The following is an 18,701-nucleotide window of genomic DNA, read 5'->3' on the forward strand; positions in this document are numbered from 1 at the left end:
TATACCATTATAGTTTTTAATAGTAAGTTGAGCTATACCACTATCTCTTGACATAGAACCTGTTTCAAATCTAGTTACACCTATTTTAGAGCTTTGAGTTGAACCAATACTTGCTTTGATAGATTGATTTGACTGTGCACCTACTTGAAATTCTTGATTTACAAAGCCACCACTTAATAACTGCTTTCCATTGAATGAAGTTTGATTTGCAATATTATCAAGTTGCTCCATCAAACGATTAATATCAGCTTGAAGCATATTTCTTGTTTTAGTAGTTTGTCCATCTTGTGCTGCTTGAGTAGCTTTTACCTTAATAGTATCTAAGATTTTAAGCTGCTCATCCATAGCCTTATCAGCTGTTTGTAAAATACCTAAAGCATCATTACCATTGCTTATAGCTTGACCTAAAGTATTAGCTTGTGATCTTAAGCTATCTGCTATAGCCATACCTGAAGCATCATCTGCTGCAGAGTTGATTCTAAGACCTGAGCTTAATCTGCTTAGAGAGCTATCTAATGCTCTTGAGTTTAAATTTGCGTTGTTTTGAGCATTTAAAGATGCCACATTAGTATTTATACGAAATCCCATTTTAAATCCTTTTAAATAAATTCAACCGCTTCCATGCAGTTGTTTAAGCTATATCGAAAAAATGATAAAAAAATTTATACTTTTAAGATATTTTTATATTCATTTATAGAATTTTCTATACTTGCTAAACTTAACGCTGCGATTTCTAAAAATATTTTTAAAAAATCTACATAACTTGATAAAGCATTTTGAGGTTCTTGATATAAACTCACATTAAAAAAAGCTCTATGATAAAATAATGGTTTATACATAAAACTTTGTAAAATTTTCGCATTATCTAATAAATCATTAAAATCAAAAATAAACTTTGATACTTGCTCATCAAAAGCTGCATTTTGATTTTGCAAAATTACTAAAAGATCTTTTGCTTTTTGATGTAAAGCATTTAACTCTAAATAATCTTTTTGTAAAATTTCCAAAGATTTTTTTAATAATTTTTCTTGTCTATTAATACTTAAAGTATTTGGAAATACATAATCTTGTTTTTTATCTTTATATAATGCTAAAACCTTTTCAAAAGGTATCTCTATGGTATAATCTATAAAAGCTCCACCTTCTGTGGCATTATAAAACTTAACATTAGGATGAGATAAAAATAAAACTTCCAATCTTTTTCTAAATTCATCCCAGCCTATATGAGTTTGAATAAAACCTTGCTTATTATAAGCTAACACTTTTAATTTTTTTCTATTATCTTCTATGGATTTAATATTACCAAAACTAAAAACATCTGCATCTACATGCGAGCTTCCATCATCACTAAAAGCCAAATCTTGTCCTATCATGATTACATTAGTAAATCTCAAAGCTATAGCAAAATTATAAGCAAAATGAGCTACATTGATACCTATATCTAAATAACCAAAATCATTTAAATTAAATTTTTGTTGATAATCTAAACTATCTAAAATAAAAATCTTTGGATTTTTATTTTCTAAAATTTGAATTAAAGCTTTATCTACAGCAGCATTTATAATATAAATGGGTTCTTTTTTACTTTGTGGTAAATTTTCATAAAAACATTTACATTTTTCTTGCACATCCATAGAAAAAACAAAATCAGGATAAATTTCATTCTTAAGTAAAGTTTTATAAGTAGCATCTAAAGCAAATATCACATAATCATCTTGACAAGTTTTTAAAAGTTTAAGTTGTTTATTTAAAGAAGGACCTGCGCACACCACAATAACACTTTTATTTTTTCCTTTATTTTCATAAATAAATCTTTGAAAAGGAGTATTTTTTAAAACTAAAGGTAAATTAGATAAAAAATTTCTTTGTACCTTACTATTTAAAGAAAAATTTTTATCTATACTATGAGTTAACCTATAAATAACATCTAAGCACTTTTGATACACAAAATCAAACATAGGACTATTATTATAAAATTCACTATAAGGTAAAAGTTTAAAAAGCCCTAAATACTCAAAACAATCTTTTTGCGAAAAAAGCAAAACAAGATACTCTTCTAATCTTTTCTCTTCTACATCACAAAGATATATTTTTCCGCTTGAAAGCTCTTGACTTAAATCCATCTTACTTAAAACATTAGCAAAAAATTCTGATTTATCAAAAATAAAAATATGTTTATTAATAAGTTTTTTTAAAAAAAGCCCATCTCCTATACCGCAAAAAAATATATTAGGTTTTATTAAATCATCTTTTGAGGGCACAAAGGGTGTTTGACTTGGAAAGATGTCGATAAATTCTTCTTTTAAAGATAGAATTTTTTCTTGTAATGGTTTATTGGTAAATTCTAAAGCTTGTAAGTTTTTTTGCAAAAACATTTTATATCCTATGAAATTAAATTATAGAAAATTATATCATTAATTGCATTTTATTTAAAAATCCATCTAAGCAAAAAATTTAACTTTTTTTTATACACTTTTACTAATTTTAATCCTTATAAGGAAAATAATGAAAAATTTAATCATAGTAGAATCACCTGCTAAAGCTAAAACCATAGGTAATTTTCTAGGTAAAGACTATGAAGTAATAGCTTCTAAAGGCCACATTAGAGATTTACCTAAAACTAGCTTTGGTATAAAAATAGAAGATGAAAATTTTAAACCAGAATATAGAATTTCAAATGATCATTCAAGTTTAGTAAAAGAACTCAAAGAAAAGGCTAAAAAAGCTAAAACCATCTACCTTGCAACCGATGAGGATCGTGAGGGTGAAGCCATAGCTTATCATATAGCTAAGGCTATTAATAAAGATGAAAATTCCCTGCCACGCATAGTTTTTCATGAGATTACTAAAAGCGCTATAGAAAATGCTTTAAAAAACCCAAGATCTTTAAATGTAAATAGCGTCAATGCTCAACAAACTAGACGCTTACTTGATCGCATAGTAGGCTATAAATTAAGTCCTTTACTAAATCAAAAAATCCAAAAAGGCTTAAGTGCAGGGCGTGTGCAAAGTGCGGCTTTAAAAATCATCGTCGATAGGGAAAGAGAAATAAAAGTTTTTATTCCTTTAAAATACTTTAGTATAGATATGATTTTTGAAAAAGACTTGCAAGCTGAATTAGTCGAATTTCAAAATCAAAAGATAGAAAAACTAAGTCTAACTAACGAAGATAGAGCCAAACTCATCTTTGAAGCTTGCAAAAATGCTAACTTTAAAATAAAAGATATAGAAAGTAAAGATAGAAAAATAGCTCCACAAGCACCTTTTATGACTTCAACCCTGCAACAAAGCGCGAGCAATCGCCTAGGTTTTAATCCTAAAAAAACCATGATGATTGCCCAAAAACTTTACGAGGGTGTAAAAACCCATCAAGGTATTATGGGTGTGATCACTTATATGAGAACTGACAGCTTAAACATCGCAAAAGAAGCTTTAGAAGAAGTAAGAAAACTCATCAAAAATGATTTTGGCAAAGAATACTTACCAAGCAAAGCAAATATTTATACCACTAAAAGCAAAGGCGCTCAAGAAGCACACGAAGCCATAAGACCGACTAATCTTAGCTTTACTCCAAAACTTGCAAGTGAATTTTTAGAAAAAGATGAAGCAAGATTATATACTTTAATATATAATCGCTTTTTAGCTTCACAAATGAATCCTGCTATATCTCAAACTCAAAATGTCTATGCAAAATCAAACGAAGCAAGTTTTAAAATAAGTGGTAGAAAAATTTTATTTGATGGGCATTATAAAGTATATGGAGATATGGATAAAGATAAAATTTTACCTAATTTAAAACTAGAAGATATACTAAATATACAAAATATAGAATTAAACTCGCATTTTACCGAGCCACCTTCAAGATACTCTGAAGCTGGACTTGTTAAAAAGTTAGAAAATCTTGGCATAGGACGCCCTTCAACTTATGCTCCAACCATCTCTTTACTTAGCGCAAGAGAATATGTGCGTATAGATAAAAAGCAAATCATACCTAATGAAATAGCCTTTGTTGTAACAGAAGTTTTAGAACAAAACTTTAGCGATATAGTAGATAGTGATTTTACTTCTAAAATGGAAGATAAACTTGATATCATTGCAGAAGGCAAAATGGACTGGCAAGAAGTTTTAAGAGAGTTTTATTTTCCTTTTATGAGAAAAATTGATGAAGGTAAAAAAAATATAAAAAGCCAAAAAACTTTCACAAAGCTAGATGAAACCTGCCCTGATTGTGGTGGAGAGCTTGCTATAAGAAAAGGAAGATATGGAGAATTTATAGCTTGTTTAAATTTTCCAAAATGTAAATACTCAAGAAATTTAAAACAAGAAACACAAAACGAAGAAAAAAGTGAGAAAAAACTCAATACCATAGGCGTGAAATGCCCAAGCTGTCAAGAAGGCGAGATCGTGGAGCGTTTTTCTAAGCGTGGTAAATTTTATGGATGTAGTGCTTATCCAAAATGCAACTATATAAGCAAATACAAACCAAGTGAAGAAAAATGTAGCAAATGTGGCGAAACTTTGATTATCAAAGAGCTTAAAAAAGGCACATTTTTAGAGTGCTTAAAATGCAAAATCAAAAAGGAAATTTAATGCAAATTATGCTTTGTGCTATATCTAATATAGCAAGTGGAGGGTGCGGGGAAGATTGTAAATACTGCACTCAAAGCGCTCATGTAAAAACTAATATCAACAAATACAAAAGAAAAGATATAGATCAAATTGTTTTAGAAGCTAAAATAGCTAAGAAAAACGAGGCTTTAGGTTTTTGTTTAGTTACAGCAGGTGCTGGACTTGATGATGAAAAACTTGAGTATGTGTGCAAAGTAGCTCATGCGGTGCAAAAAGAAGTAGAAGGACTTTTACTCATAGCTTGCAATGGCATAGCAAATTTAGAACAACTCAAAGAATTAAAAAAAGCAGGAATTTTTTCTTATAATCATAATCTAGAAACTTCTAAAGAATTTTTTCCAAACATATGCTCTACGCATACTTGGGAGCAAAGATTTCAAACTAATCTTTATGCTAAAGAAGCAGGTTTAATGCTTTGCTGTGGCGGAATTTATGGTCTTGGAGAAAGTGAAGCTGATAGAAAAAGTTTTAGAACAAGTTTAAAAGAGCTTGATCCTTTTTCCTCACCTATTAATTTTTTCATACCAAATGAAAATTTAAAGCTCAAGCAAAACTTATTAAATGCTGATGAGGCGTTAAATATCATCAAAGATACTAAAAAAGACTTACCAAATGCACATATCATGGTAGCAGGTGGTAGAGAAGTAGTGCTAAAAGAAAGACAATATGAAATTTTTGACGCAGGAGCTAGTGCTATAGTAGTAGGTGATTATCTTACAACTAAAGGCGAAGAACCTAGCAAAGACATACAAAAACTAAAACAAATGGGATTTAGCTTTGCTAGCTCATGCCATTGATGCTCAAGCTGCTACGGATTTAAAAATTTTATTAGTCGTAGCAGGATGTTTGCTTACATCACCTTATATTGCTAAATTTTTAAAACTCCCACTTTCAGCTACTGAAATTATGCTTGGCTCTTTTATAGGATTTTTAGGTTTTATAGGAGAAAGTGAGAATTTTAAGCTTTTGGCTAATGCAGGATTTTACTATCTTATGTTTATAGCAGGGATGGAAATCAATCTTAAAACCTTTTTAAAAACCGAAAGAAGCTTACTTAATAAAGCTTTTATTTACATCATACTTTTATATGTTTTTAGCGTTTTAGCGGTTGAAAGTATAGATATTTCTTATATTTTTGTCATTATCATACCTGTTATGAGTGTGGGTTTGCTCTCAACGCTTTATAGAGACTTTGGGAAAAATTGCGAGTGGTTAAATGTATCCATGGTGGTAGCCACTTTAGCTGAAGTTGTGAGCATAGTTTTACTTACCATAGCTGCAGCATTTTTGGGAAAAGGTGCTGATCTTTTCTCACTTACTCAAAATTTATTATACCTAGTGGGATTTTTAGCACTTTGTATTTTTGGATTTAAATTTTTAGAAGTGCTTTTTTGGTGGTATCCACAACTTAAAACTATACTCATGCCTTGGCAAGATCAAAATGAAAAAGATATAAGATTTTGCATGGCAATTTTCATAGCCATAGTTGCAATTATGATTTATTTTAAACTTGAAGTTGCACTTGGAGCTTTTATAGCGGGTTCATTTATAGCTACTTTTTTTGATCATAAAAAAGACTTAGAGCATAAACTTTCTAGTTTTGGTTATGGCTTTTTAATCCCTATATTTTTCATTTATATAGGTTCAAGCTTTAAACTCCAAATGCTTTTAAATCCTCAAGTTTTAATCATAGCTTTTTCACTAACTATCTTTATGATAGGACTAAGAATACTTTGCGCTATGACTTTTGTAAAAATACTTGGTTTAAAAAATACCTTTTTATTTGGCTTAAGCCATTCTATGCCACTAACCTTACTTATCGCAGTAGCTACGCTTTCTTATCAAACTAATATTATCACTCAAGATATATACTCAGGATTAGTGCTTACTGCTTTACTTGAAGCAATTTTAGCTATTAGCTTAATAAAATTTATCAATAATCTTAGTAGAAAATAACTCTACTAAGTATTTATTTTCACTTGCTATAATTTTCTTATGAAAAATTTAGACACACTTTTAGAATTAGCCTTAAAAGCAGGCAAGGAAGCCTCTAAGATATTGCTTGAATATAAAGACAAAAATACCTTATGGCTTAAAGATGATGATTCCCCAGTAGGTTTAGCTGATATAAAATCTAATGAAGCCATTAGTGAAATTTTAGCTTCAAGCGATATGGCTATATGCTCTGAAGAAAATATACTTTCTTATGAAGAAAGAAAAAATTTAGAGTATTTTTGGCTAATAGATCCTCTTGATGGCACTAAATCTTATGCTAAAAAAGATAAAGAATATTGTGTTTTAATCGCATTAATCCATAAAAACACTCCTGTGCTTTCGCTTATAGGCGATGTGGAAAATAATGCATTTTATTATGCACATACCCATACTAAAGTTTATAAAAATAATGAAATTTTAAATCTTAATTTAGAGCAATACGAAAAGGTTAAAAATATAGCCCTCTACTCTAAAAATCATGATAATAATGAAGATTTTTTTATTCAAAATCATCTTGAAGGCATTAAGGTTTCATCTGCTTTAAAGTTTGTATATTTACTTGAAGCAAAAGCTGGAATTTACCCGCGTTTTGGCGGCCCAAAAGCTTGGGATATAGCCGCGGGAGATTTCTTAGTCAAACAAAATGGTGGAATTTTATACGATTTTGATAAAAAGGCCTTAAACTACAATAGTCCTGATTTTAAACTTCCAAGTTTTATAGCTTTTTCTAAGAATGAATTTAAATTAAAAGGTTTTTAGTGAGATTTTTTTTGGTGTTTTTGTGTTTTTTAAGTGCTATTTATGCCAATTCTTTTGCAAATAAAAAAATCATCAAATTACAAAATAATGATGATTTTAATATCATCAATCTTGATCAAGATATAAATTATGATAAACTCTCACACATTAGTACCTTAGCTTTAGTGCCAAGCTATGAAAAAGAATATAATTTTTATTTTTCAAACTTAAAAATCGATGCTAAAAGCATGGCAAAAGACACACTAAAAGCATTAAGTGCTATTTTAAATGAGCAAAATAATTTTGCCTTACTTAGTCAAAAAGAAAATCAAACTTATATCAATAGCCAAAATATCTTACAAACAAATAAAAATTTCATCAATGCAAGTGAGTTTTTAGAATTTAATCGTTTCAAAAAGGCTGATTTTATTATTTTGCTAGATTTAAAAAGCATTCAAGCAAGCCAACAAAATTTCTTGCTTTTTTCCAATTTTGAAGTCAAAGCCGACATAGAATACAAACTTTTTAATGCCAAAACAAAAAAACTAAAAGATCATAAAATCCTTACTATCAATACTCAATTTAGCACAAATGATAAAAATAAATCTTATCAAGAATTAGTCCATGAAATAGCTAAAATTGTTTATGAAGATATTAAAAATACTATATAATTACCACTTCTTCTTCTAAAACAATCCCAAATTCTTCAAAAACTCTTTTTTTAGCAAGCTCTATCAAAAATAAAGCATCATCAAAACTAGCATGTTTTTTATTGATTAAAAAATTTGCATGTTCATTGCTAAACATCGCATCATTTTTACTAAAACCTTTAAGATTAACTGCTTCTATCAACCTTCCTGCATGATCGTTTTTGGGATTTTTAAAAATAGAGCCAAAGCTAGCACCTTTGGGTTGATTTTTTCTTGCATTTTTTAAAAGCTCATCTTTAACTGGGTCAAATCCATATTCTAAAAAAAACTTCGCACTAAACATCACTTCTTTAATAGGATTAAACCTATAAGCAAAAGCAATATTTTGTTTTAAAATTTCTTGATTAAAAGTGCAAATACTAATTAAATTTTTGCTAATATCCTCATCTTTTAATCCTGCATTCATTTTTAAAATACCGCCCAAAGTCCCTGGGATATTTCTTAAAAACTCAAAGCCTTTTAAGTTATTTTCTTTAGCAAAATGATATATTTTAAAAGATTTCACGCTAGAGCCTATCTCTAAAAACATACCTTTTTCATTTTGCTCTAAAATTTTAATATAATCAAAACTTTTCCCTAAAATTCCAAGTTTTTTGGGTTTTGGAGAGATTAAAAGATTATTTGCCCCACCTATTAAAAAACCATCAAATTCGCAAGGCTCTTCAAGTGTTTGCACTTCAAAGCTCTCACCTATACGCACAGAAGAATACTTAGAAAAATCAATAATCATCTAATAAAGCTTGGAATTTGATTTAAAATATTAGTTGTAAAATCAATCATAGAACTTATCATCCAAGGCATTAAAAATACTATTACCACAACAACAAGTAAAATTTTTGGCACAAAAGAAAGCGTGGCTTCGTTAATTTGCGTTACAGCTTGAAAAATACTTATAATAAGCCCTGCAATAAGCCCTGCTAAAAGCATAGGTAAAGAAAGCATAAGTGTGATTTTAAAAGTTTGTACACCCAAGGCTACTAAAGTACTTTCCATATTTACTCCTTAAAATTTAAATTCTATCAAGAATTTCTAAATTCTTCATACTCACTAGGGATAAGATAATCTTTACTTTTTATTAACTTCTCATAAAATCCATGATTATATCCAAGTTCAAAAAGCTTATCTATGGCATTGTATTGTTTATCATTCATATTAATAGAGTTTTTATTTGCATATAAATTTAAATACACATCAAGTTTTTGTGCATCAACGCGTATTAAATTACGCTCTAAAAGCATGGAGGCTAAGATTTTTCTATTATGATCGGCCACTTCTACTGCTTTAATCAAATCTTTTTCAACTGCTATTGCATCACTAAGCGGTAAAGATCTTCTAAGGGCCATACCACCTAAAGGTAAAGGTAAATCATTTTTTGCTAATTCTTGCCAAATATCCCAAAGTTCAGCCTCAACACACAAACTAGAATCAAATTCTAAAATGCTCTCATGTATAAGCACTCCCGCATCAACTTCATCTTCTAAAACAGCCTTTTCAATCTCTAAAAAATTCTTATAAATTATTCTAGCTTGTGGATATTTTATGCGAAAGATTAAAGCATTAGTAGTGTGTGCTCCACTTAAAGCAACTTTAAAATTTAGCTTTAATTTTTTATTCTTTTTCTTAATAAGCTTTGGCCCATAACCCTCACCAAAACTCACAGCAGTTTTTAATAAAGCATATTCACTAGCTATTAAAGGATAGAGTGCAAAAGATATCGCACTAACATCGTATATATTTTCCAATGCAAGTTCATTTAAAGTTTGTATATCCAAGGCTGTATTTTCATACTCATAAGCATTTCCAACCCAACCAAATTTAATCGCCATATACATAAAAATATCATCAGCATCAGGAGAGTGTGCTACGCTAATTTTTTTATTCATTTTTTTCCTTAAAAATCTAAAAAAGTATTTTAGCAAAATTCAAAATAAAAACTTATATTAAATTTCTTTTTGATACAATTTTAAACATATTATAAAAGGATTAACAAGCATGGATGATAATAAAAGAAAATCACTTGATGCAGCCTTAAAAAGTCTTGATAAAACCTTTGGAAAAGGTACTATTTTAAGACTTGGCGATAAAGAAGTTGAAAAAATTGATTCTATTCCTACAGGTTCTGTTGGACTTGATTTAGCTTTAGGAATTGGTGGGGTTCCAAAAGGAAGAATTATAGAAATTTATGGACCTGAAAGTTCAGGTAAAACTACACTTACCTTACACATCATAGCAGAATGTCAAAAAAAAGGTGGAGTTTGTGCGTTTATTGATGCTGAACACGCTCTTGATGTAAGATATGCAAAAAATTTAGGCGTTGATACAGAAAATCTTTACATCTCTCAACCAGATTTTGGAGAACAAGCCTTAGAAATCGTTGAAACTATAGCAAGAAGTGGAGCCATTGATCTAATAGTGGTAGATAGCGTTGCTGCACTTACTCCAAAAGCAGAAATCGAAGGTGATATGGGAGATCAACATGTAGGTCTTCAAGCAAGATTAATGAGCCAAGCTTTAAGAAAATTAACCGGTATCGTTCATAAAATGAACACCACTGTAATTTTCATCAATCAAATTCGTATGAAAATAGGCATGATGGGCTATGGCACTCCTGAAACAACTACCGGTGGAAATGCTTTAAAATTTTATGCTTCAGTGCGTTTAGATGTAAGAAAAACAGCCACCTTAAAACAAAATGATGAGCCTATTGGAAACCGCGTTAAAGTAAAAGTGGCTAAAAACAAAGTAGCCCCTCCTTTTAAACAAGCTGAATTTGATGTGATGTTTGGTGAGGGTGTAAGTCGTGAAGGCGAGCTAATAGATTATGGTGTAAAACTTGATATTATTGATAAAAGTGGTGCATGGTTTTCTTACAAGGCTTCTAAACTTGGTCAAGGTAGAGAAAACGCTAAAGCCTTTTTAAAAGAAAATCCAGCTATTGCAGATGAAATTACTCAAGCTATACAAAACTCAATCGGTATAGATAGTATGATTTTGGGCGCAAAAGAAGACGATGAAGGAGAAGAATAATGTTGATTATTGAAGATTTAAGAGCTTTTGAAGTTTTAGATAGTAGAGGCAATCCTACCATTAAAGCTGAAATCATGTTAAGCGATGGTAGCGTGGGTAGTGCTATCGTTCCAAGTGGTGCAAGCACAGGAAAAAAAGAAGCTTTAGAATTAAGAGATAATGATGAAAGATTTGGCGGAAAAGGTGTTTTAAAAGCCATTGAAAACATCAATGGCACCATAGCTGAAAACATTATAGGGCTTGATGCATTTAATCAAACCCAACTAGATAATACCCTTTTAGAACTTGATGGGACAAAAAATTATTCCAACCTAGGAGCAAATGCAACTTTAGGAATTTCTATGGCAACAGCACGCGCTGCTGCTAATGCACTAGGCGTACCTTTATATCGTTACTTAGGTGGAGCAAATGCAAGTGTATTACCTGTGCCAATGTGTAATATCATCAATGGCGGTGCGCACGCAAACAATAGTGTAGATTTTCAAGAATTTATGATTATGCCTTTTGGTTTTTCAAGCTTTAAAGAAGGATTGAGATCAGTTTGTGAAATTTATGCAGTATTAAAAAAAGAACTAGCTAATCTAGGTCATTCTACTGCTTTAGGCGATGAGGGTGGTTTTGCACCAAATTTAGCAAACAATACAGAACCTCTTGATCTTTTAATGACTTGTATTAAAAAAGCAGGCTATGAAAATAAAATCAAACTAGCACTAGATGTAGCAAGTAGTGAGCTTTATAAAGATGGTAAATACCATTTAGAGGGTAAAGTTTTCTCAAGTGAAGACTTGATTGCTCGCTATGAAGAATTATGTGCTAAGTATCCTATTTTTAGTATTGAAGATGGTTTGGCTGAAGATGATTATGAAGGTTGGATTAAACTCACTCAAAAGCTTGGCAATAAAATTCAACTTGTGGGTGATGATTTGTTTGTAACTAATGAAGATATTTTAAGAGAAGGTATCATGAAAAATATGGCAAATGCTGTATTGATTAAGCCTAATCAAATCGGAACAATCACTCAAACTATGAGAACAGTAAGACTAGCTCATAGAAATAATTACAGATGTATTATGAGTCATAGAAGCGGGGAAAGCGAAGATGCTTTTATAGCTGATTTTGCAGTAGCGCTTAATACAGGACAAATCAAAACAGGAGCTCTAGCAAGAGGTGAAAGAACAGCTAAATATAATCGTTTGTTAGAAATCGAACTTGATAATGATGAGTATTTAGGAGATAAACTCTGAGTGATTTATTAAAAGAGTATGATGAGCATTCTAAAAAGAAGGAGGCTCGTCATCATCTAATAAAAACTATTGCATTATCATTTGTAGCTATTATTGTTGCTATGTATTTTGGTAATATGTTTTTTGGCAAATCCTCTTTAGATGTTTTATTATCGCTTAAAGAGGAGCAAAAAATTTTAGAGAAAAACATAGTAACCTTAAAAGCTAAAAATGCTCAAGCTCAAAAAGAATACCTACAGCTTTTAAGACTTAAAGGAGAAAATTCGCATGAGAATTAAATTTTTTTTACTATTTTTATTATCCTGTGTATTTTTAAATGCAAAAGATAATCCTTTTGACAATAACTCAGAACAACAAAACACCGAGTTTGTAAAACTTAGTCCTTTTCAAAGACAGGATTTTACTTTTAATTCTGATGCAAGAATTTTAAAAAATATTACTATTACTTATATTAATCTTGATGGCTCTGAAGAGCAAACTACTCTAGATATATACAAAAGTATCAATTGGCATGATACTTACTCATTTATAAAAGCCAAAAGTCCAAATGCCACACCTATACTTGATGTTTCTGTTACTGTGCCACAAGAACAAGGGGTAAAAAACACTAAAACAGAAGAAAACAATACCACTTTAAACATTGAAACACCAATTTTTAGTGGAAATATTTATAATTTTATTTCTATTAGCTTTTATAACAATAAGATTAATATCAAAACCGAAGATAGAATGCTAAGACATTTATCTATAGGAGATCCAACTAAAATCATTATAGATTTTGCTAAAAAGCAAAATTTCAATACAAAAACTTTACAAGTTAATACTGCTCATGTTAGAAAAGTTGTATTTGGATCACATAAAGGATATTATCGTTTAGTAATTTATCTTGATGGAAAATATAGTTATAAATACTCTCAAGGTGAAAATTTACATACCTTTAACTATCGCTAAGAGTTTTTAAAAACTCTTAAGCAAATCTGTGATCATAAATAATCATTTGAAATCTTTGAGCTATCATTTTAGCTCTTTCTATAATAATACTTCTTGGTTCATCTTCAAAAACTTCTTGCAAACTCTCATCAAACAGATTAAGCCAAACATCAAAAAATTCTCTTGGAAACGAAGGTAGTTCATGATGAGCTCTCAAAGGAGAACCGCTATAACTTGGATCACCTAAAAACATCCCTGCCCAAAAACTTGCTATTTTTTCTTTGTGTTTTTTCCAACTCTCATCATCTATACCAATTTTTTCATTAAAAATAGGCCCTAAATCCTTGTCTATTCTAACTTTTGCATAAAAAACATCCATAAGTTTTTTTATACCATCATGATTAATAGTATCAAATTTCATGTTTTTCCTTAAAAAATAATTTTGGCTTATTGTATTAAATTTAGAAATTAAAAATATAAACAAAAGTCAATTTTTAGTATAATCATAAAAACAAATTTAAAGAAAAAATATGACTTATACTATTTTACCACCCAATCAATTCTTGGATAATTATATTTTAAATATACAATTACACCAATTAGCAAATATTTCCAAAAATGCTTATAAATTTTGGAAAAATGTTCAGGCAGCACGCTATCAAGGCACAAGAGTGGTATTTTTACATAAAAAAAGTATTTTACAAAAGCACCAACATCTTATACAAAAATGTGAAAATCTAAGTGGCTTTGTATTAGCAAGTGCCTTTTGCTCATTTACTACTTTAGCTCCATCACATTTGGTAGAAAAAAACAATTCTCAAATTTATAAAATCTTAGATATAAAAGAAGTTTGTGGGGTTAAATTTGTAAATTTAAAGGCATTTTACGATTTTTTAAATTTAGATTATAATTATAATATTTATATCGAAAAATGCCATTTTTTCAGTCCTACTCCTTTGGAAAAACGCATTAAAATCACTGAGAGTATGTGCGTTGGGTATTACTAAGATATTTAAATATCAAAGCACAAGCAAGCGAAATTATAGCCATAGCAAACATATAAAATCCTAAAGAAAAACGAGCAATATTTTCTAAATTTCCCAAAGCAATAGTGTGTAAAAATAAAGCAAGTTGCGGAGTAAACCCACCAGCTATTGCATAAGCTATATTATAAGAAAAACTAAGCCCTGAAAATTTAATCTTAGCATCAAATACCTCACTCATCATCAAAGGACAAAAATTCATCACTCCGGTAAAAAAGCAAGCGCTTAAATAGTACACACTCACTAAATTAAAATCAGGTGTTTTAGTATAAAGAGCGTTAAAATAAAATAAACAAGTTAAGAAAAATCCTAGCGAAAAAATCATACAAGCTTTTACTATACCTATTTTATCAGCCAAAATTCCACTTAATATACAACCAATTACAAGCAAAACTATACCAAACATTTGTATGTAAGTTTGAACGCTTGCATCAATATTTAACATTTTTGCCATAAAAGAAGGTATAGTTAAAATCATCACAACAATACAAGCCGTCAAAACCCAAGTTATCAACATAGAAAGTACAACGCCCAGCTTAGCTTTTCTAAATACTTCTTTTAAAGGGAATTTTTCTAAAGCCTTATCTTTTTTCATTTGTTCAAAAACAGGTGTTTCTTGTAAAAATTTACGCAAATAAGCAGAAATAATCCCAAAAATTCCTCCTAAGAAAAATGGAATTCTCCAGGCCCATTCATAAAGTTCTTCTTGTGTAAAAAACTTATTCATCATTAAAAATACAAAACTTCCAAGCAAAATTCCACCTACTACAGAAGCTGTTAAAAATCCAAGATAAGTGCGTTTTTGTCCATTTGGAGCATGCTCAAAAACAAAAACCCAAGCACCAGGTAATTCCCCACCTATAGCTATACCTTGACAAATCCTTACAAATATTAAAAATACTATACATAAATATCCTATGCTTTCATAAGTAGGTATAAAAGCAAGCATAAAAGTTGGCACAACCATCAGTAAAATACTAAGCATAAACATTTTTTTACGACCAAATTTATTGCCAAAATGTGCCATGATTATACCACCAAGTGGTCTAGCTAAATATCCTGCGGCAAAAATTCCATAAGTATTAAACATTTTCCAAAATGGACTTAAATCTTCAGGAAAAAAATTTTTAGAAATATAACTTGCAAAAAATACAAAAATGATAAAATCGTAAAATTCTAAAGTCCCTCCCAAAGAAGAAAGACTCAAAACTTTTATGTCTTTTTTAGTAAGATTTTTACCCACGATTAATCCATCTCATAAGTATCATCATCACTATAATCATCATCGTATTCATAATCATCATCATCATAATTATATGATCTTTGATTATTTGCATAAGTATCATCATCTGCTTCATCATACATTTCATCATCATAATTTTCAAATTCTTCATCATCATAAGCCATTGCAAATCCTTTAAAATTTTTTAGTAGTATTTTAATATAAAAATATACATTTTGGTATAATTTTTCAAACTTTACTTAAGGAAAAATATGAATTTAACGCATTTAGATGAAAAAAATCACCCCAAAATGGTAGATGTAAGTCAAAAAGATATTACCCAAAGAGAAGCTTGTGCAAGCGGTAAAATATACATGAGTAAAGAAGCATTTGAAGCTATCATTGAAAACAAAGCTAAAAAAGGGCCTGTTTTGCAAACTGCCATCACAGCAGCCATAATGGGAGCTAAACAAACTTCAAATCTTATCCCAATGTGTCATCCTTTAATGATCTCAAAAGTACAAACCCATATAGAAGAAAACAAAGAAGAATGTTCTTTTCAACTCTTTGTAACCGTAAAATGTGAAGGAAAAACAGGGGTTGAAATGGAAAGCTTAACAGCTGCTAGCATTGGGCTTTTAACTATTTATGATATGGTTAAAGCTATTGATAAAAGTATGCAAATTACTGATATAGTTTTAGAAAGCAAAGAAGGAGGAAAAAGTGGTAAATATCTGCGATCTTAAAAAAGAACCTATTATAAACTACCCTACTTTTTGGGATTATAAAGTCGTTTTTGAAGCTGAAGTTGATGCTTTAGAAATTTTCACCCAAATACTCAATGAAAGAGAATTTAAATATAAAATCTCAAATACTAGCAAACAAGGAACATATAAAAGTTATCTTTTAAGTGTTTATGTCGATAGCAAAGATGATCGTTTAAATATTTTTAATCAATTAAAAAGTAAAGCGAAATTTGTATTATAAAAAAGGAAAAATATGAAAAATTTAGCCATAATTTTTGAAAATTCTCTCTTAGCTTGTGAAAAAAATGAAATTCCAAACTTAATTAGTGAGCTTGTTTTTAATCTAAGTTATAAAAAAATTAGTTTTGAAAATACTAGCAATGAAGAGCTTTTTGCTATCTTTTCTAAAGTATTAGAAAAACTTGGACTTATAAATGAAGAAAATATTTCCAAAATAATCCAAGGTATTATTAAAGCTAGAGTTGAAGAAGATAAAAAAGCATTTTTTGTTTATATTAACGAATATGGCAAATTAAAAGTAAAAATAGAAGAACAAAAAAACACCATTAAACACAAAATTTGCGATAACTTTTTTGATTTAGAAAAGACTTTAAAAGATTTAAATTTAAATGAATTTAATATAAGTATCAATGATGCAATGCTTTATGATATAGAAATACTAGGCCTTTTAAAAGAAACTGCCGAGAGTGCTTTTATCACAACTTTAGAAAAAGGTGAAAACATAGAACTTACATCTTGTGAAATCGCTAAAAACCTTGTATTTAATGCAATTTGTGAAGGAAGCTTTGAAAAAGAAAGAATTTTAAAAATATCCCAAGTAGTTTTAAATGCTGCTTTTGAACTTGCTAACGAATCAAAGGCTTTTGCTTATGATTTATGTATAGGAAGTATTTATGGGACACAAGAAGGAATTTCTTTAGCGATTGAAAAATTTAAATCAAGCTTTGCATATAGCGCTTTAGAACATGATTTAAAAAATAAAGAAAAAGAGCTTATAGACATAGAGCAAGAATTTATCCAAATGCTTAAAAAAATATCATTAGAATTTAATAATCCCGTAAAAGATATACTTAAAGATTTATTAGAAAATAAATTTGACACTTTATTTGCCAAATTTAAACGCTTAATACAAGAAAACAGAGAGCAAATTCTTATCAAAATTAATGAAATTAAACAAAATCCAAAAATTGATGATTTTAGCAAGCTAGCACAAAGCAAACTCAATATTTTAGCTAAAGAGTTAAATGAACTCGAAAAACTCGCAAGCCATAAATATAAAAATTTAGATAAAAACAATGCAAAAGAATTGGGAGTAAGATTGTGGGAAAAAGCAAAAAAATTAATTAAAAAAAATATTAATTGATAATTAATTTTTAAAAATTAAAATTACAAAAATAAAATACGGAGGAAATTATGTTTAACACTTTGAAAGTTAAATTGTCTTTAATGGCAAATTTTTTCACTGCACTAAGTTTGATTATTTTAGGTGTGTTAAGTTTTTACTTTACCAAAACATACCTTTATGATAATGAGCTAAAAAGGCAAAATGATATTTTACAAGTTGCTCGAACTTCTTTAGAAACATTTCGAAAGCACAATAGTGATTTAATTTTAAATTTGGAAAAAACAATTTTGGAATTTCCATATGAAAAATTAAATTCCGAACAAGCTTTGATAGATAATGTTGGCTCTATTTTAAAATCATATAGAAAAGCTTCTGGAGTTTTATCTGCTTTTATAAGTTTAGATAATGGAGAAAATCTTGTAAGTAATGATACTAGTGATAAAAATAATAAAAATATCGAAATTTATGGACAAAATATCAACTATGATGCTAGAACTAGACCATGGTATATTGGAGCCAAAGAAAATAAAGATATTTTCATCACTTCTCCTTATATTGATAAAGCAACAAATCAATATGTAATAACATATACTAAATCTATATATAAAAATGGTAATTTTGTAGGAATTATTGGGGTTGATATTCCAGTAAAAGAGCTTCAAGAAAATTTTGAAAATATGCCTGGTAATAGCTTTTTATTTGATGAAAATGGAAAGATATTTGTTGCTAAAAACAAACAGTTATTAGATCCATCGGTAGATCATGGACCGGTATTAAATGCACACAAACAAAATGGTGATTATTCTTTCTTTGAATATGGATTAAAAGGAAAAGAAAGGCTAGGTATATGTGCTAAAATATCTTCTTACCTTGTTTGTAGCACCGAAAGTGCTGATGTTATAAATGAGCCTATTTTCAAAACAGCAACAATACAAACAATTGTTGTCAGTATCATGGTTGCCTTAAGTGTTATCATACTCTATTTCATCATCTCTTATTATCTATCCCCTTTACAAGCAATCCAAAAAGGTATCAACTCTTTCTTTGACTT

21 protein-coding genes and 1 pseudogene are annotated in these 18,701 nt (G+C 29.4%); 14 read left to right on the plus strand and 8 right to left on the minus strand.

The window, feature by feature from the left end:
• Together L8U37_RS07655 and L8U37_RS07660 are read right to left on the minus strand one after the other, a co-directional pair.
• Positions 1–588, minus strand: a pseudogene (locus L8U37_RS07655) (flagellin); the annotation flags it as partial.
• A 74-nt stretch (positions 589–662) separates the two neighbouring features.
• Positions 663–2,375: a motility associated factor glycosyltransferase family protein gene (locus L8U37_RS07660; protein ID WP_263728950.1), complete on the minus strand. Its 1,713-nt coding sequence runs from the start codon at positions 2,373–2,375 to the stop codon at positions 663–665.
• 130 nt (positions 2,376–2,505) lie between these two features.
• On the opposite strand from L8U37_RS07660, the gene topA reads away from it, so the two are divergent.
• Genes topA through L8U37_RS07685 form a run of 5 tightly spaced genes read left to right on the plus strand, consistent with a single transcriptional unit; the run spans position 2,506 to position 8,033 of the window.
• A complete protein-coding gene (gene topA / locus L8U37_RS07665) occupies positions 2,506–4,590 on the plus strand; it encodes a type I DNA topoisomerase (protein ID WP_412174908.1) in 2,085 nt (694 codons plus the stop codon).
• The gene (locus tag L8U37_RS07670; protein WP_039627786.1) at positions 4,590–5,426 is read left to right on the plus strand and encodes a biotin synthase; all 837 of its coding nucleotides are present in this window, start codon (positions 4,590–4,592) and stop codon (positions 5,424–5,426) included. Before topA ends, L8U37_RS07670 begins: the two co-directional genes overlap by 1 nt.
• Positions 5,407–6,585 (plus strand): cation:proton antiporter, encoded by a 1,179-nt coding sequence (locus L8U37_RS07675; RefSeq protein WP_133319939.1) that lies wholly within the window; start codon positions 5,407–5,409, stop codon positions 6,583–6,585. The genes L8U37_RS07670 and L8U37_RS07675 overlap by 20 nt, the downstream gene beginning before the upstream one ends.
• Positions 6,586–6,624: 39 nt before the next feature.
• Complete coding sequence (locus tag L8U37_RS07680; protein ID WP_263728951.1) at positions 6,625–7,383, plus strand: 3'(2'),5'-bisphosphate nucleotidase CysQ; 759 nt, start codon at positions 6,625–6,627, stop codon at positions 7,381–7,383.
• A complete protein-coding gene (locus L8U37_RS07685) occupies positions 7,383–8,033 on the plus strand; it encodes a hypothetical protein (protein ID WP_263728953.1) in 651 nt (216 codons plus the stop codon). The genes L8U37_RS07680 and L8U37_RS07685 overlap by 1 nt, the downstream gene beginning before the upstream one ends.
• Here L8U37_RS07685 and L8U37_RS07690 read toward each other — a convergent pair.
• Genes L8U37_RS07690 through L8U37_RS07700 form a run of 3 tightly spaced genes read right to left on the minus strand, consistent with a single transcriptional unit; the run spans position 8,026 to position 9,955 of the window.
• Positions 8,026–8,802: a UDP-N-acetylmuramate dehydrogenase gene (locus tag L8U37_RS07690; RefSeq protein ID WP_263660824.1), complete on the minus strand. Its 777-nt coding sequence runs from the start codon at positions 8,800–8,802 to the stop codon at positions 8,026–8,028. The genes L8U37_RS07685 and L8U37_RS07690 overlap by 8 nt on opposite strands.
• On the minus strand, positions 8,799–9,065 hold the full coding sequence (fliQ, locus tag L8U37_RS07695) for a flagellar biosynthesis protein FliQ (RefSeq protein ID WP_012660903.1): 267 nt from the start codon (positions 9,063–9,065) through the stop codon (positions 8,799–8,801). Before fliQ ends, L8U37_RS07690 begins: the two co-directional genes overlap by 4 nt.
• Before the next feature lie 26 nt (positions 9,066–9,091).
• Positions 9,092–9,955, minus strand: a complete 864-nt coding sequence (locus tag L8U37_RS07700) for a menaquinone biosynthesis family protein (protein ID WP_263661715.1) — start codon at positions 9,953–9,955, stop codon at positions 9,092–9,094.
• Positions 9,956–10,064: 109 nt separating this feature from the next.
• Here L8U37_RS07700 and recA point away from each other — a divergent pair, with 109 nt between their 5' ends.
• The 4 genes from recA (at position 10,065) to L8U37_RS07720 (ending at position 13,294) form a co-directional block, all read left to right on the plus strand.
• Positions 10,065–11,099 carry a recombinase RecA gene (gene recA / locus L8U37_RS07705; RefSeq protein ID WP_087700900.1) on the plus strand — a complete coding sequence of 345 codons (1,035 nt, stop codon included), beginning with the start codon at positions 10,065–10,067 and terminating at the stop codon, positions 11,097–11,099.
• Entirely contained in the window at positions 11,099–12,343 is a 1,245-nt protein-coding gene (gene eno, locus L8U37_RS07710; RefSeq protein WP_133319944.1) for a phosphopyruvate hydratase, read from the plus strand. Before recA ends, eno begins: the two co-directional genes overlap by 1 nt.
• A 101-nt stretch (positions 12,344–12,444) precedes the next feature.
• A complete protein-coding gene (locus L8U37_RS07715; RefSeq protein WP_263660827.1) occupies positions 12,445–12,621 on the plus strand; it encodes a hypothetical protein in 177 nt (58 codons plus the stop codon).
• Positions 12,611–13,294 carry an AMIN domain-containing protein gene (locus L8U37_RS07720; protein ID WP_133319946.1) on the plus strand — a complete coding sequence of 228 codons (684 nt, stop codon included), beginning with the start codon at positions 12,611–12,613 and terminating at the stop codon, positions 13,292–13,294. The genes L8U37_RS07715 and L8U37_RS07720 overlap by 11 nt, the downstream gene beginning before the upstream one ends.
• Positions 13,295–13,310: 16 nt before the next feature.
• Here the strand turns inward: L8U37_RS07720 and L8U37_RS07725 are convergent, their stop codons facing one another.
• Complete coding sequence (locus tag L8U37_RS07725; protein ID WP_133319947.1) at positions 13,311–13,694, minus strand: group III truncated hemoglobin; 384 nt, start codon at positions 13,692–13,694, stop codon at positions 13,311–13,313.
• A 109-nt stretch (positions 13,695–13,803) separates the two neighbouring features.
• Between L8U37_RS07725 and L8U37_RS07730 the strand changes: the two genes are divergently transcribed.
• Positions 13,804–14,280, plus strand: a complete 477-nt coding sequence (locus L8U37_RS07730; RefSeq protein WP_133319948.1) for a cysteine permease — start codon at positions 13,804–13,806, stop codon at positions 14,278–14,280.
• On the opposite strand, the gene L8U37_RS07735 is transcribed toward L8U37_RS07730, so the two are convergent.
• Positions 14,249–15,559 (minus strand): MFS transporter, encoded by a 1,311-nt coding sequence (locus L8U37_RS07735; RefSeq protein WP_263728954.1) that lies wholly within the window; start codon positions 15,557–15,559, stop codon positions 14,249–14,251. The genes L8U37_RS07730 and L8U37_RS07735 overlap by 32 nt on opposite strands.
• A 2-nt stretch (positions 15,560–15,561) precedes the next feature.
• Positions 15,562–15,723: a highly acidic protein gene (locus tag L8U37_RS07740; RefSeq protein ID WP_133319950.1), complete on the minus strand. Its 162-nt coding sequence runs from the start codon at positions 15,721–15,723 to the stop codon at positions 15,562–15,564.
• A gap of 87 nt (positions 15,724–15,810) precedes the next feature.
• On the opposite strand from L8U37_RS07740, the gene moaC reads away from it, so the two are divergent.
• The 4 genes from moaC to L8U37_RS07760 all read left to right on the plus strand — a co-directional run.
• Positions 15,811–16,284 (plus strand): cyclic pyranopterin monophosphate synthase MoaC, encoded by a 474-nt coding sequence (gene moaC / locus L8U37_RS07745; RefSeq protein WP_263728955.1) that lies wholly within the window; start codon positions 15,811–15,813, stop codon positions 16,282–16,284.
• Positions 16,262–16,525: a DUF493 family protein gene (locus tag L8U37_RS07750; protein ID WP_133319952.1), complete on the plus strand. Its 264-nt coding sequence runs from the start codon at positions 16,262–16,264 to the stop codon at positions 16,523–16,525. Before moaC ends, L8U37_RS07750 begins: the two co-directional genes overlap by 23 nt.
• A gap of 12 nt (positions 16,526–16,537) precedes the next feature.
• The gene (locus L8U37_RS07755; protein ID WP_133319953.1) at positions 16,538–17,668 is read left to right on the plus strand and encodes a hypothetical protein; all 1,131 of its coding nucleotides are present in this window, start codon (positions 16,538–16,540) and stop codon (positions 17,666–17,668) included.
• Positions 17,669–17,718: 50 nt separating this feature from the next.
• Positions 17,719–18,701, plus strand: a 983-nt coding sequence (locus L8U37_RS07760; protein ID WP_263728956.1) for a cache domain-containing protein, incomplete at its 3' end; no start/stop codon positions are given.

The sequence above is a fragment of the Campylobacter sp. RKI_CA19_01122 genome, from assembly GCF_025771325.1.
Classification (GTDB): Bacteria; Campylobacterota; Campylobacteria; order Campylobacterales; family Campylobacteraceae; genus Campylobacter_D; species Campylobacter_D lari_D.